The sequence below is a fragment of the Dermacoccus sp. PE3 genome, assembly GCF_001021715.1.
GTDB classification, from domain to species: Bacteria; Actinomycetota; Actinomycetes; order Actinomycetales; family Dermatophilaceae; genus Dermacoccus; species Dermacoccus abyssi.
This window is the reverse complement of the sequence record NZ_LDCM01000003.1, coordinates 415,498-429,512: the sequence shown is the minus strand read 5'-3', so window position 1 is coordinate 429,512 and position 14,015 is coordinate 415,498. Positions and strand designations below refer to the sequence as shown.

General features: G+C 68.9%; 15 protein-coding genes. 4 read left to right on the top strand and 11 right to left on the bottom strand.

Annotated elements, in window-relative coordinates:
- Position 1 precedes the first annotated feature (1 nt).
- Genes ybeY through hrcA form a run of 5 tightly spaced genes read right to left on the bottom strand, consistent with a single transcriptional unit; the run spans position 2 to position 4,544 of the window.
- Positions 2-508 carry an rRNA maturation RNase YbeY gene (ybeY, locus tag AA983_RS09895; RefSeq protein ID WP_047312061.1) on the bottom strand — a complete coding sequence of 169 codons (507 nt, stop codon included), beginning with the start codon at positions 506-508 and terminating at the stop codon, positions 2-4.
- Complete coding sequence (locus tag AA983_RS09890; RefSeq protein ID WP_052947054.1) at positions 505-1,569, bottom strand: PhoH family protein; 1,065 nt, start codon at positions 1,567-1,569, stop codon at positions 505-507. Before AA983_RS09890 ends, ybeY begins: the two co-directional genes overlap by 4 nt.
- 22 nt (positions 1,570-1,591) lie before the next feature.
- Positions 1,592-2,338 carry a 16S rRNA (uracil(1498)-N(3))-methyltransferase gene (locus AA983_RS09885; protein ID WP_047312060.1) on the bottom strand — a complete coding sequence of 249 codons (747 nt, stop codon included), beginning with the start codon at positions 2,336-2,338 and terminating at the stop codon, positions 1,592-1,594.
- A 1-nt stretch (position 2,339) separates the two neighbouring features.
- A complete protein-coding gene (dnaJ, locus tag AA983_RS09880) occupies positions 2,340-3,473 on the bottom strand; it encodes a molecular chaperone DnaJ (protein ID WP_047312059.1) in 1,134 nt (377 codons plus the stop codon).
- A 45-nt stretch (positions 3,474-3,518) separates the two neighbouring features.
- Positions 3,519-4,544: a heat-inducible transcriptional repressor HrcA gene (gene hrcA / locus AA983_RS09875; protein ID WP_047312058.1), complete on the bottom strand. Its 1,026-nt coding sequence runs from the start codon at positions 4,542-4,544 to the stop codon at positions 3,519-3,521.
- A 185-nt stretch (positions 4,545-4,729) separates the two neighbouring features.
- Between hrcA and AA983_RS09870 the strand changes: the two genes are divergently transcribed.
- The 3 genes from AA983_RS09870 (at position 4,730) to AA983_RS09860 (ending at position 6,571) form a co-directional block, all read left to right on the top strand.
- Positions 4,730-5,032 (top strand): response regulator transcription factor, encoded by a 303-nt coding sequence (locus tag AA983_RS09870; RefSeq protein WP_047312057.1) that lies wholly within the window; start codon positions 4,730-4,732, stop codon positions 5,030-5,032.
- Positions 5,033-5,109: 77 nt separating this feature from the next.
- Positions 5,110-5,991: a DUF3097 domain-containing protein gene (locus AA983_RS09865; protein ID WP_047312056.1), complete on the top strand. Its 882-nt coding sequence runs from the start codon at positions 5,110-5,112 to the stop codon at positions 5,989-5,991.
- A 121-nt stretch (positions 5,992-6,112) separates the two neighbouring features.
- A complete protein-coding gene (locus AA983_RS09860) occupies positions 6,113-6,571 on the top strand; it encodes a DUF4870 domain-containing protein (RefSeq protein ID WP_082128836.1) in 459 nt (152 codons plus the stop codon).
- 73 nt (positions 6,572-6,644) lie between these two features.
- On the opposite strand, the gene hemW is transcribed toward AA983_RS09860, so the two are convergent.
- Together hemW and AA983_RS09850 are read right to left on the bottom strand one after the other, a co-directional pair.
- Complete coding sequence (gene hemW / locus AA983_RS09855; RefSeq protein WP_047312055.1) at positions 6,645-7,877, bottom strand: radical SAM family heme chaperone HemW; 1,233 nt, start codon at positions 7,875-7,877, stop codon at positions 6,645-6,647.
- A 33-nt stretch (positions 7,878-7,910) separates the two neighbouring features.
- Positions 7,911-8,942, bottom strand: coding sequence for a YeiH family protein (locus tag AA983_RS09850; protein WP_047312054.1), 1,032 nt, complete (start codon positions 8,940-8,942; stop codon positions 7,911-7,913).
- 86 nt (positions 8,943-9,028) lie between these two features.
- Between AA983_RS09850 and AA983_RS09845 the strand changes: the two genes are divergently transcribed.
- Complete coding sequence (locus tag AA983_RS09845; protein ID WP_047312220.1) at positions 9,029-9,928, top strand: LysR family transcriptional regulator; 900 nt, start codon at positions 9,029-9,031, stop codon at positions 9,926-9,928.
- 12 nt (positions 9,929-9,940) lie between these two features.
- On the opposite strand, the gene AA983_RS09840 is transcribed toward AA983_RS09845, so the two are convergent.
- The 4 genes from AA983_RS09840 to lepA are packed head-to-tail and all read right to left on the bottom strand — an operon-like array spanning position 9,941 to position 13,862.
- Complete coding sequence (locus AA983_RS09840) at positions 9,941-10,414, bottom strand: hotdog fold domain-containing protein (RefSeq protein ID WP_047312053.1); 474 nt, start codon at positions 10,412-10,414, stop codon at positions 9,941-9,943.
- Between the two features lie 34 nt (positions 10,415-10,448).
- Positions 10,449-11,198, bottom strand: coding sequence for an SDR family NAD(P)-dependent oxidoreductase (locus AA983_RS09835; protein ID WP_047312052.1), 750 nt, complete (start codon positions 11,196-11,198; stop codon positions 10,449-10,451).
- A gap of 1 nt (position 11,199) precedes the next feature.
- On the bottom strand, positions 11,200-12,021 hold the full coding sequence (gene trmB / locus AA983_RS09830; protein WP_047312051.1) for a tRNA (guanosine(46)-N7)-methyltransferase TrmB: 822 nt from the start codon (positions 12,019-12,021) through the stop codon (positions 11,200-11,202).
- A complete protein-coding gene (gene lepA, locus AA983_RS09825) occupies positions 12,018-13,862 on the bottom strand; it encodes a translation elongation factor 4 (protein WP_047312050.1) in 1,845 nt (614 codons plus the stop codon). The genes trmB and lepA overlap by 4 nt, the downstream gene beginning before the upstream one ends.
- Between the last annotated feature and the right edge of the window lie 153 nt (positions 13,863-14,015).

Sequence of the window (14,015 nt, the reverse complement as noted above, 5' to 3'; positions counted from 1 at the left end):
ACTACTCGCGACCGCTCGGCGGCGCGATGCGGATCGTGCCCGCCTCGACGCTGCGGCCACGGCTCGCGAGGTAGGTGAGCAGGATCGTGCGCTGCAGCTCGAACATCTCGAGGCGCTCCTCGGCCTCGGCGTGGTCGTAGCCAAGCAGGTGCAGCACGCCGTGAACGGTGAGAAGGAGCAACTCCTCCATCGTGTCGTGCCCTGCCGCGGACGCCTGGGCGGCGGCCACCGTCGGGCACAGAACGATGTCGCCGAGCATGCCCTCGTCACTCAGCGCGCCATCACGACCGGGTGTCAGCTCGTCCATGGGGAAGCTCATGACGTCGGTGGGGCCCTCGAGATCCATCCACTGCACGTGGAGGGTCTCCATGGCCGCCTCGTCGATGATGCGGATCGACAGCTCCACGTTGGGGTGGACGAACATCGCGTCCATCGCGTAGCGGGCGCAGTCGTGAATCTCGTCGAGATCGACGGCGACGTCGGTCTCGTTGGCGAGGTCGATCGTCACTCGCGTTCTCCCTGCTCGTCGTTCGCACGTGCCTCGCGGCGCTTCTTGGCCTGCGCCTTACGACGCTCGGCAGCGGCGTCGTAGCGACCGTAGGCGTCGACGATGTCGGACACGAGGCGGTGACGCACGACGTCGCCGCTGCTCAGGTGCGCGAAGTGCACGTCGCCCACACCCGTGAGCACGTCCTCGATGACGCGCAGGCCGGACGTCGTGCCACCCGGAAGGTCGACCTGCGTGACGTCACCGGTGACGACGATCTTCGAACCGAAGCCGAGTCGCGTGAGGAACATGCGCATCTGCTCGCTGCTCGTGTTCTGGGCCTCGTCGAGAATGATGAACGAGTCGTTGAGCGTGCGTCCACGCATGTACGCGAGCGGCGCCACCTCGATGGTGCCGGCGGCCATGAGCTTGGGGATCGAGTCGGGATCGATCATGTCGTGCAGCGCGTCGTAGAGCGGGCGCAGGTACGGGTCGATCTTGTCGTTGAGTGTGCCCGGCAGGAAACCGAGTCGCTCGCCCGCCTCGACGGCGGGGCGCGTCAGGATGATGCGGTTGACCTGCTTGCTCTGCAGCGCCGCCACGGCCTTTGCCATGGCGAGGTACGTCTTGCCCGTACCGGCGGGGCCGATGCCGAAGACGATCGTGTTCTTGTCGATCGCGTCGACGTACTCCTTCTGGCCCAGCGTCTTGGGACGAATCGTCCGGCCACGGCTGGAGATGATGTTCGTCGTGAGCACGTCGGCGGGGCGCTGCGCGTTCTTGCTGCGCAGCATGGCGATGGAACGCTCGACGTTGTCGCGGTTCACCGCGTGCCCCGCGTCGATCATCGTGAGCAACTCACCGACGAGGGTCTCGACGATGGCCGCGTCCTCGGCCGGGCCGTCGATCGTCAGCTCGTTGCCCCGCGCGAAGACGAAGAGGCGCGGGAAGGCGCGCTCGATCGTGCGAAGGAGCTGGTCGGTGGGCCCGAGCAGCTGAACCATCGACACGTCCGGCGGGACGACGATACGGGTCTGGCTGGACGTCTCGGGGGTGGCCTGGGTGGCGGGAACGTCTGTCATCGTGCCTCCAGTCTAGGGCGCGTCAGCTCCAGCGCGAGCGCGCGAAGAGCGCGGCCAGTGCCGCGGGGCCGGCCGACGACGAGCGCAGCACCGTGCGTCCCATCCGGACGCTCGTGGCGCCCGCAGCGGCGAACGCGTCGAGTTCGCCGGGCGTGATGCCGCCCTCGGGGCCGACGACGAGCACGACATCGCCCGCGTCGGGCAACGTCACGTCGCTCAGTCCGACCTCGGCGTCCTCGTGAAGGACGAGTGTGAGGGCCGATTCCTCGACGAGGCGGACAACGGTCTGCTTCGCCGCGAGCTCGTCAACGACGGGCGGCGTGGCCTGACGCGATTGTTTCGTGGCGGCCTCGGCCTGCGCCACCCATTTACGGTGCGCCTTGGCGGCCCGCTCGCCCTTCCACTGCACGATCGAGCGCTCAGCCTGCCAGGGCACGACGCGGTCGACACCGAGCTCGGTGGCGGCTTCGAGCGCCTGGAGATCGCGGTCGCCCTTGGCGAGTGCCTGGACGAGGGTGAACGTGACGGCCGGGCGCTCCTCGCGCTCCACCGTCTGCACGAGCGCCGTCAGTTCCGACTTGGCTGTGGACGCGACGACGCAGTGGGCCAGGAGCCCTTCGCCGTCGGCGAGGAGGATCTCCTCCCCCACGGCCATGCGCTTCACGGTGACCGCGTGGCGTCCCTCGTCACCGCCGAGCACGACCGGCTCCTCGGGCCGCATTTGCTCGCGCAGCGTGCCCGGCGCGACGAAGTACAGATGTGCGGTCACGTCAGCCCTTCCAGGCCTGACGCAGCTTGCCGAGCAGGCCCTGGTTGACGGGCTGGAACTTGGGAGCAGGCGTTTCCTCGCCGCGCGACGCCGCGAACTGACGCAGCAGGTCGGCCTGCTCGCTCGTCAGCTTGCTCGGCGTGCGCACGTTGGCGTGCACGAGCAGGTCGCCGCGGCTCTCGGTACGCAGGCGCGTGACGCCGAGGCCCTTGAGCGTGACGACGTCGCCCGGCTGGGTGCCGGCCTGGATGTCGATGTCGCGCGGGCCGTCGAGCGTCTCGAGCGGGAGGGACGCGCCGAGTGCCGCGGCCGACATCGGCAGTTCGAGCGAGCAGTGCAGGTCGTCACCCTGACGCTGGAACATGGGGTGCTTCGCGACGCGCACCTCGACGTAGAGGTCGCCGGCGGGGCCGCCGCCGTGGCCGACCTCGCCCTCGCCGCGCAGCTGGATGCGCGTGCCGGTGTCGACGCCCGCGGGCACCTTGATGCTGATGGTGCGGGTGTCGCGCTTGCGGCCGTTGCCGTCACACTCGAAGCAGGGGCTGTCAATGATGTCGCCGTAGCCGTCACACGCCGTGCACGGACGCGAGGTGAGCACCTGGCCGAGGAAGCTGCGCTGCACCTGCTGGGTCTGACCGGCACCACCACACACGTCACACGTGTGCTTGCCGGTGCCGGGGCGCGAGCCATCGCCGTGGCACGTCGTGCAGACGACGGCCGTGTCGAACGTCAGGTCGACCTCGCCGCCGAAGACGGCGTCGGACAGCTCAATGTCGAGCGGCAGTAGCGCGTCCTGGCCGTGTTGCACGCGGCTGCGCGGGCCACCGGAGGCGCCCGCCGCGCCGCCGGTGAAGAACGCGTCCATGATGTCGCTGAAGCTGAAACCGGCGCCGCCGAAGCCGGCACCCGCACCGCCGCCGGGCGCGTACGGGTCGACGCCCTGGTCGTAGGAGGCCTTCTTCTCGGGGTCGCCGAGCACCGCGTAGGCCTGACCGACGCGCTTGAACTGATCCGCCGCCTCGTCGGACGGGTTGACGTCCGGGTGGAGCTTGCGCGCCATCTTGCGGTAGGCGCGCTTGATCTCCTCGCTTGAGGCATCGCGGGAGAGGCCGAGTTCGGCGTAGTAGTCGTTCACGAACGTCCTTGTCGTCAGCGGGTGGAAAGGGATGTGTGCGGGGCGTCAGCTCTCGATGAGCTGTGAGACGTAGCGGGCCACGGCCCGCACGTTCGCCATCGTCTGGGGGTAGTCCATGCGGGTGGGGCCGAGCACGCCGAGGGCCGCCACGGCATCGGGGCCGTAGGAGGTGGTGACGAGCGACGTCGAGTGCAGGCCCTCGTGGGGATTCTCCGCGCCGATGCGGACCGTCACCTGGTCGTGGGCTTCGGCATCCTCGGCGAGGTTGCTCATGAGGCGCAGGATGACGATGTGCTCCTCGAGTGCGTCGAGCACCGGCTGCACGTGCAGCCCGTCTGTTCCGGCGCGCGCGAGGTTGGCCGTACCGGCGAGCACGACACGCTCCTCACGTTCCTCGCCGAACACGGCGGTGATCGTCTCGACGACGGCGTCGACGTCAGCGCGCCGCTCGGGCTCGAACGCTTCGCGCAGCAACGACAGGCCGCGGGCCGCCTCCGCGAGAAGAAGGCCGTCGGTCTCGGCGTTGAGTCGCCCGCGCAGCCGTGCGACGAAGTCGTCACTCTCGGCCACGGGGTGGGCGAACTCGACGGTGCGCTGTTCAATGCGGCCCGAGTCGAGGATGACGACGAGCATGGCGCGGGTCGGCGTCATCGCGAGGCACTCGATGTGACGCACCCGCGAGCGCCGCAGCGACGGGTACTGCATGACGGCGGCCTGCTGGGTGAGCGAAGCGAGCAGACGCGCGGTGCGCTCGACGATGTCGTCGAGGTCGATGCTCTCCGCGAGGAAGGCCTGGATGGCGCGGCGCTGGCTCGGCGTGAGCGGACGCACCTGAGAGAGGCGGTCGACGAAGACGCGGTAGCCGGCATCGGTCGGAACACGCCCGGCGGAGGTGTGCGGCGCGGCGATGAGGCCCTCGTCCTCGAGAGCCGCCATGTCGTTGCGGATCGTGGCCGCCGAGACACCGAGCTGGTGACGTTCGAGGAGGGCCTTGGAGCCGACCGGCTCGGACGTGGAGACATAGTCCTGCACGATCGCGCGCAACACTTCGAGACGGCGCTCGTTGCTCATGCCTTCACACCTCCTTTGACCTCCTCCAAGGTTGGCACTCACGGGTATCGAGTGCCAAATCTTTCCGGGCGTGTTCGCTCAGGGCGTGGCGGCCGCGGCCGGCCGGAATGTCGGGTTTTCCCCACCGTCAGGAGACCTGCAGGCAGGATGGTTGTGCCCCCGTGCCTCTCCATAGCGTCGAAGAGATGAGCACTCCAGACGTCACAGCCCCTGTCCCCACGAACGCCGCCGGCTCGGCGACGGACCGCGAGTTCCGCTGGTCCCCACGCCGTGCACTGCGCGACAGCGTCTACCTGTTCGCAGGCTGGTGGATCCACCTGCTCATCGCCGAGGGTCTGACGAACCGAGGCATCGCGAAGCGCCTCGTCGTCACGGAGGGCGCCGTGGAGAAGCACGTGCAACGCATCTTCACCAAGCTCGATCTGCACACCGACGGCGACGAGCACCGTCGAGTGGCGGCGGTGCTCACCTTCCTCCGCTCGTCCTGACCGTGGGCGGCGCCGCTTCTGCGCCCGCCCAGCGCGCCTCCGCCCGTGCCGCGTCGGGCTTGCCTACCCTGACTGCCATGAACGACCGCTACGGCTCCGACGTCCTCTCCGGTGACTGGCGCGCGCCCAAGCGCGGCCGCTCGCGTGAGGTGCCGGCCGAGCGCGACGTTGTTGTCGAGGACGCCCAGAGCGGTTACGTGGGTGCCGTCGTTCGCGTCGAGAAGTCGGGTGGAACCCACGTCGTCTTCCTCGAGGATCGCTTCGGCAAGACCCGCGGCTTCGCCCTCGGGGGTGGCTTCCTCGTTGACGGTGAACCCGTCATCCTCACTCCCCCGCGTCCCGCAGACGCTGCCGCACTCGCCGAGCGCAAGGTGCAGGCCGGACGCACGGCGTCGGGTTCGGTCGCCGTCCCGAACGCCAAGGCGCGCGTGGCCCTCGGTTCGCGCATCTTCGTCGAGGGCCGTCACGACGCCGAACTCGTCGAGAAGGTCTGGGGTGACGACCTGCGCATCGAGGGCGTCGTCGTCGAGTACCTCGAGGGCGTCGACGACCTCGCCGCCGTCATCCGCGACTTCCGCCCCGAGAAGGGGCGCCGTCTCGGCATCCTCGTCGACCACCTCGTGCCCGGCACGAAGGAGGCCCGCATCGTCGCCGAGGCCCAGGCACTTCCGCAGGCCCGCGATCACGTGCTCATCGTCGGTCACCCCTACGTCGACGTGTGGCAGTCGGTGCGCCCCGAGCGCCTCGGGTGGTCCAAGTGGCCGACGATCCCCAAGGGTCAGTCGTGGAAGCACGGCATCCTCGCCGAGCTCGGGTGGCCGCACCAGAGTCAGGCCGACGTCGCGCGGGGCTGGAAGCAGATCCTTGGCACAGTGCGCACCTACGCCGACCTGCAACCGGAACTGCTCGGACGAGTCGAGGAACTCATCGACTTCGTCACCGACCCCGAGCAGCAGTGACGCCCTGAGCCCCAGCCTCAGGGACGAGCCAGGGTCACCCAGGATGGCGCCGACGGAATGAGGAGGGCATCGTTGAGGTTGGAACGATGTTCACCAAAGCATCCAAGGTCGTGAGGACACCATGAGCCAGCAGCCCTACCCCACCCCCGACCCCCAGTGGAGCCACAACGGCGACGCCTACCCCAACGGTCGGCCCACCGAGGCGGGCGTCACGCCCCGCCAGTTGAGCTCCGACGAGACGGGCGCCGCTGTGGTCGCCCACCTTTCTGCACTCGTCGCGGCCGTCGTGTCGGCCGGTTCGCTCAGCCTGCTCGGCCCGCTCATCGTGTGGTTCATCTACAAGGACAAGTCACCCGCCGTGCGTGAAGCCGCCGCCGGGGCGTTCAACTTCAACCTCTCCTGGTGGTTGCTCTACTGGGTCGGCTGGCTGTTCGCCATCACGTTCATCGGCATCGTCGTCGCGATCCCGCTGTGGCTCGTCATCACGGTGGTTGCCCTGTGGTGCCACATCCGTGGCGCGCTCAACGCGAGCAGCGGCCGCCCCTACCGCTACCCGTTCCAGCTGCGCGTGCTCAGCTGACTCGGGGCCGACAACGCGAAGGGCCGAAACGTCACATCTCTGGGGTGACGTTCCGGCCCTTCACGTTCGGCGGTCAGTAGTCGAGCAGCCGACGGACGACGGTGTCTGTGAGCAGCCGCCCGCGCAGTGTGAGCACGGCCCGACGGTCACGGACCGCAGGCGTTCCCTCGAGCAGACCGTCCGCGACGAGTCCCGCCACCGCGTGACGACCCGCGTCGTCGAGCAGGTCGAGCGGCAACCCCTCAGCGAGACGCACGCGCAGGAGCACCTTCTCCTCGTAGCGCTGACGCTCGTCGAGGATCTCGCGCGCGAGCGCAGGTGAGGTTCCTTCACCGACCCGCTGTGCGTAGGCGCGCGGGTGTTTGACGTTCCACCAGCGCACCCCGCCGACGTGGCTGTGGGCTCCGGGACCCGCGCCCCACCACGGTTCGTCACGCCAGTAGGCCAGGTTGTGACGGCACTGGAAGCGCGGTTCCTTCGCCCAGTTCGACACCTCGTACCAGCGGTACCCCGCGGCCTCGAGGAGTTCGTCGGCCAGTTCGTACTTGTCTGCTTCGTCGTCGTCATCGGGAAGCGGCAGTTCGCCGCGGCGCACCTGGGCGCCCATCTTCGTGCCCTCCTCGACGACGAGCGCGTAGGCGCTGATGTGGTCGGGATGGAGCGCGATCGCCGCCTCCAACGAGGCCCGCCAGTCGTCGAGCGACTCCCCCGGCGCGCCGTAGATGAGGTCGAGACTCACCTGCAGGCCGGCAGCCTTGGCGGCGCGGACGGCGCGCTCGACGTTGGCCGGATCATGGGTGCGCTCCAGCGTCGCGAGAACGTGCGGCACCGACGACTGCATCCCGACGGAGATGCGCGTGAAGCCGCCCTCGGCGAGCACGCGCAGGTACGTTTCGTCGACCGAGTCGGGGTTGGCCTCGGTCGTCACCTCGGCGTCGTCGGCGAGGCCGAACCGCTCGCGCGCCGCGTCGAGCATCCGCACGAGGTCGGTCGCTGCGAGCATCGTCGGCGTTCCTCCACCGACGAAGATGGTCTGCACTGTCGGCACGCCGCCGGGCGCCTTTCCCATTTCGCGCGCTGCGAGGTCGAGTTCACGTTCGACAGCGCCCGCGTACGTGTCGAGGCTCGCGCCGGGGACGCCGAGTTCGGTGAGCGTGTAGGTGTTGAAGTCGCAGTACCCACAGCGCGTCACGCAGAACGGCACGTGCAGGTACATCGCGAAGGCGCTGCCCGGCACGCTCGCGAGGGCGTCGGCTGGCAGCGCTCCGTCGTTCGGTGCGGGCTCTCCGTCGGGCATCTGCGGCATGGGTGGCATTCTCCCACCGCCTGCGGAGCGTCTCTAACCGACGAGCAACGCCCCGCCCAGGCCGAGGGCGGCGACGAAGACGGTGCAGAGCGCTGCCTGCGCGAAGGGTGCCGCGCCGGCAGCACGCATGGCCTTGGCCGTCACTCCCGTGCCGAGAGCGAACATCGCGGCGGCGAGCAGCAGCGTCTGGAGCACCTTCGCCCCGTCCAACACGGAACTCGGGATCGGCACCACGCTCCGCACGACGACCGCTGCGACGAAGCCGACGACGAACAGCGGCACGGGGGGTGGGAGGGTTGCCGACCCGGACTCTGCCCCGCCCATGGTCCGACGTCGATGCACGGCGATGACGGTGATCAACGGCGCCAGCATGAGCACGCGGGCGAGCTTCACGACGACGGCCACCGCGAGCGCCCCCTGCCCGACGAGGCCCCCGGCAGCGACGACCTGGGCCACCTCGTGCACGCTCGCACCCGCGAAAACGCCCCCGGTGTGATCGTCGAGCCCCAAGGCGGCGGACAGCGCGACGAGCGGGATCATGAGCGTGCCGAAGACGACGACGAGCGCGACCGACGTTGCGACCTCCTCGTCGCGGGCGTCGCTCACCCCTGCTGCTGCGGCGACGGCTGCGGCGCCGCAGATCGAGAACCCGCACGCCGTGAGCAGACTCTGCGTGGGCTCAATACCGAGCCGCTTGCCGCACCACAGCCCGAAGGGCACTCCGAGCGCCACCACAGCAACGGCCAGGACGATGACACCGAAGCCGAGCGAGGCGATGGCGCCGAGCGAGAGCTGGAGGCCGAGCAGCACGATGCCGATGCGCAGAACGCGCTTCCCGGCCAGGTCGAGGCCAGGGCGCCACGCGTCGAGCCGCACGGCGTTGGCGGCGACGACGCCGAGCAGAATCGCCACGAGCACCGGGCTGAGCAGCGGGCTGATGCGTGACACGACGAACCCGACGAGCGCCGCTGCGAACGCCAGGGCCAGACCGCCGGCCACTGGGTGGGATGCAGTTCGGGCCGCTGTTTCTGCGCGGCGTTGCTCGGGTCGGGTCACGCTCCCCATCCTCGAACGCCTACGACCTGGCCGGTAGTGCCATGTTCAGCATGCTGGTATATGCGGCGGATATGGACGCCGGTTACGCTGGCCCGATGAAGAGCTGGCCGGATCTCGCAGCCCTGGAGCTGCTCGTGGCCGTGGCCGACCACGGCTCCCTCAGCGCCGGCGCACGTGCCTGTGGCTCGGCGCAGCCCAACGCCAGCCGCAGCATGGCGCGGCTCGAGCGCTCGGTCGGCGTGCCCCTTCTCCACCGCGCCACAACCGGCGCCACCCTGACGACGCAGGGCCTCATGGTCGTCGAGTGGGCTCGCGGCGTGCTGGAGGCCGCGCGCGATCTCGACGCCGGCGTCACCGCCCTGGTGAGCGGCGTGGATGCACCGCTCACCGTGATGGCCAGCCAGACCGTGGCCGAGCACCTCCTGCCGGGCTGGATCGCGCGCTGGCACGAAGCCCATTCCGGTGAGGCCACGCCGGGCCTCTCCGTCGCCGTCGGCAACACGACCGACGTGCTCAGCGCCGCTCGCTCCGGTGAGATCGATCTCGGGTTCATCGAGGGCCCGGGTGCCCCTCGCGGCCTCAACTCGACGGTCGTCGCCACGGACGACCTCGTCCTTGCCGTCGCCGCACACCACCCCTGGGCCCGAACTCGCAGTATTGACGCGGACGAACTCGCCGCGACGGCCCTCGTCACCCGCGAGCCGGGATCCGGAACCCGCGTGGCGCTCGACCGCGCGATGCGCCCGCGCACCTGCGCTCCGCCACTGCTGGAGCTGTCGAGCAACGCCGCGGTCAAGGTCTCCGTGTCGGCCGGCACCGGGCCGGCCGTCCTCAGCCGACTCGCGATCAGTGATGCCCTGGCCGCGGGCACCCTCGTCGAGATCACCATCCGCGACGTCGACCTGCGCCGGAAGCTGCGCGCCGTGTGGGCAGGTCCGCGCCGGATGACGAACGAGGCCGCCACGTCGCTTCTTGCGATCGCGGCGGCCTCGTAGCGGCGTCAGGCGTTACTTCTTGGCGGAGACGTAGATCGGGATGATGCCCTGGACGGCGACCGTGCCGTCCTTGACCAGGCGTCCCGTCATGCGCACGTCCACCGTGAAGGGAGGCTCCTTGGCCCAGTCCTCGGGGCTCGTCTCGGCGACGCACTCGACATCGCCGGGGGTCTTGGCGACGTAGTCGAGCTGGATGCCCTTGGGGATCCAGCGCATGCCCTTGGGCACCGTGGCCTCGGCGAGCAGACCCATGGCCATCTCCATGCCGTTGGCAATCGCGATGGCGTGGACGGTGCCGATGTGGTTCTGCACACCCCACCACTTCTTGATGGCCACGACGCCGCGGTGCGGCTCCATGGTCTTCACAACGGGCGCAATCGTGCGGAAGTAAGGCGCCTTGAGCGCGAAGGCGGCCGAGAAGGCTGCGCGACCGAGCTTCTCGTTCTTCTTCGTGAGCTTCGTGTAGAGCGCGACAGTCTGGTTCATACCCACCAGATTACCCGCGAGTAACAGCGAGCGCTCAGTGGACGCTGAAGCCGCCGTCGGCCGCGATCGTCTGGCCGGTCACGAAACCACTCGCCCGCGACGCGAGGAACACCGCGAGGCCCGCGAAGTCCTCGGGCACGCCGTTGCGTCCTACGAGGGTGCAGGCCGCGAGCGCCTCTTCGCGCCCCGGTTCGGCGACGGTGGGCAACGTCATCGGGGTGACGACGAATCCGGGAACGATCGTGTTCGCCGTGACACCAGAGCGTGACCAGGCCTCCGCTTGCGAGCGTGACAGCCCGGTGACGGCGGCCTTCGTCACGCCGTAAACGCCGGAGTTGCCGAAGGCCCTCCAGCTCTGCTGCGAGCCGATGTTGAGGATGCGTCCGTACCCGCGCTCGGCCATGCGTGGCCCTGCGGCCTGGCCGAGCCGGTAGGGCGCTTCGAGGTTGACGGCCATCGTCTCGGCGTACTGCTCTTCGCTCGTGTCCGCCAGTGGCGGTCGGTGGTTGACGCCGGCACACGTGACGAGGATGTCCGCGTGCTGCACCGCGGCACCGACAGCCAGGTTCGCCAGCGCGTTCGCATCACCGACGTCGCAGACTTCCCACGTCGCGCCGATCTCGGCGGCCGCTGTGGCGAGCTTGTCGGCGTCCCGGGCCACGAGGTGAACGCTCGCACCGGCACCCGCAAGGGCCGTGGCGATACCTCGCCCGATGCCCGACGACCCACCCGTGACGACGGCATTCAGCCCCTCAAGGGAGAACAGGTCGTCGAGGTAGCTCACGTCAGTTCGCCCGAGTCACCGCGAGATCACGCACGACGCGCTCAACCTTGAGGCCCTTGTTCTCGAAGCGCGTGGTCGTGCGTCCCTCGAAGCGCGGGGCGAACCCGCCACGCGCACCCTCGGGGTCGACGTCCGGGTCACCGGGGTCGGCGAGGCGTCCCACGTGCGGGTTGTCGAAACGCGGTGAGCCCTCGACGACGTCGCGCATGTGCCACGCGTAGTCGGCCCAGTCGGTGGCGAGGCGCCACGTGCCACCGGGCACGAGAACGTCGGCGACGACCTCGGCGAAGCCGGGCTGCACGAGGCGACGCTTGTGGTGCTTGCTCTTGGGCCACGGGTCCGGGAAGAACGTCCACACCTCGGCAACGGAGCCCGGCGCGAAGAGACGGTCGAGCGCCTCGGACGCGTCGATCTCGATGAGCCGGACGTTGGTCACGCCGGCGTGGACGGCCTTGGAGATCGTCTGCGCGATGCCCGGGCGCCACACCTCGAGCGCGATGAAGTCCGTCCCCGGGTTCTCGGCAGCCGCGTGGACGACCTGATCGCCCGCGCCGGAACCGATCTCGACGACGAGCGGCGCGGTGCGTCCGAACACCTGCTCCATGTCGACGTGGTAGCCGTCGATCGGTTCGGTCGAGGCCTCCTTGCGCGGCACGTCGATGACGTACTGCCCGGAGTGGTCGGCGAGCGCACGGTGGTGACGTTCGGGCATGCGGCCGCCGCGGCGGGTGAACGAACGGGTCCGCGCGAGCGGGCGTTCGGCCGCCTGACCCTCTTCACCGGGCGGCGTCACCGAACCCGGGACGAAGCCGGGCTTGCTCACTTCTTGTCCTTCGGCTTCTCGTCGCCCTGGCTCAGCGCTGCGATGAAGGCTTCCTGCGGCACCTCGACCGAGCCGACCATCTTCATGCGCTTCTTGCCTTCCTTCTGCTTCTCGAGCAGCTTGCGCTTACGCGAGATGTCACCGCCGTAGCACTTGGCGAGCACGTCCTTGCGGATGGCGCGGATGTTCTCACGAGCGATGACGCGCGTGCCGATGGCGGCCTGGATCGGCACCTCGAACTGCTGGCGCGGAATGAGGTCCTTGAGCTTCGTCGCCATCATCGTGCCGTAGCCGTAGGCCTTGTCACGGTGGACGATCGAGCTGAACGCGTCGACCTTGTCGCCCTGGAGCAGGATGTCGACCTTGACGAGGTTGGCACTCTGCTCGCCGGCGGGTTCGTAGTCGAGCGAGGCGTACCCGCGCGTCTTCGACTTCAGCTGGTCGAAGAAGTCGAACACGATCTCCGCGAGGGGCAGCGTGTAACGCATCTCGACGCGCTCCTCGGAGAGGTAGTCCATGCCGAGCAGGTTGCCGCGCTTGTTCTGGCACAGCTCCATGACGGCACCGATGAACTCGCTCGGGATGAGGATGGTCGACTTCACGACCGGCTCGGTGATGTCGGCGATCTTGCCGTCGGGGAACTCGCTCGGGTTGGTCACCTCGGTGACACGGCCGTCGTCTGTCGTCACCTGGTAGACGACGTTCGGCAGCGTGGAGATGAGGTCGAGGTCGAATTCGCTCTCGAGGCGCTCACGCGTGATCTCGAGGTGCAGCATGCCGAGGAAGCCGACGCGGAAACCAAAGCCGAGCGCGGCCGACGTCTCGGGCTCGTAGACGAGCGCAGCGTCGTTGAGCTTGAGCTTGTCGAGGGCGTCACGCAGCAGCGGGTAGTCCGAACCGTCGATCGGGTACAGCCCCGAGAACACCATGGGCTTCGGGTCCGAGTACCCGCCGATGGCCTTGTCGGCCGGCTTGGCCGCGTTCGTCACGGTGTCACCGACCTTGGACTGACGCACGTCCTTCACACCGGTGATGAGGTAACCCACCTCGCCGACGCCGAGGCCCTTCGTCGCGGTCGGCTCGGGCGAGCTGACGCCGATTTCGAGGAGTTCGTGCGTGGCACCCGTGGACATCATGGCGATCTTCTCGCGCGGGTTGAGCTTGCCGTCGACGACACGGACGTAGGTGACGACGCCGCGGTAGGTGTCGTAGACCGAGTCGAAGATCATGGCGCGCGCCGGGGCGTCTGCGTCACCGACGGGCGGGGGCAGCGTGCCGACGATCTTGTCGAGGAGCGCCTCGACGCCCTCGCCGGTCTTGCCGGAAACCTTGAGAACGTCGTCGGGGTCGGCGCCGATGAGGCCCGCAATCTCGGCGGCGTACTTCTCCGGCTGCGCTGCCGGCAGGTCGATCTTGTTGAGCACAGGGATGATCTCGAGGTCGTTCTCCATCGCGAGATAGAGGTTCGCGAGAGTCTGAGCCTCGATGCCCTGAGCGGCGTCGACGAGGAGGATCGCGCCCTCACACGCAGCGAGCGAACGCGAGACCTCGTATGTGAAGTCGACGTGACCGGGGGTGTCGATCATGTTGAGCGCGTACGTCTGACCATCGAGCTCCCACGGCATGCGCACGGCCTGGCTCTTGATCGTGATACCGCGCTCACGCTCGATGTCCATGCGGTCGAGGTACTGCGCGCGCATGGCCCGCTGCTCGACGACACCCGTCAGCTGGAGCATGCGGTCGGCCAGCGTCGACTTGCCGTGGTCGATGTGGGCGATGATGCAGAAGTTGCGGATCATCTCCGGCGGGGTCGCGGCCGGCTCGAGTGCCTTGCGGGCCATGGGTGACAACTGAATACCTCGTCGATTTCGTCTGGAGCGCTACGTCGGGGACGGCACAGTACGTGACCATTCATTCTTCCATGCCTGCGCGAACCGGATCACCGCCGTCGCTCCAGTGCCCGACTCGCTCCCCAGCGTTGGCAGAATCGGTCC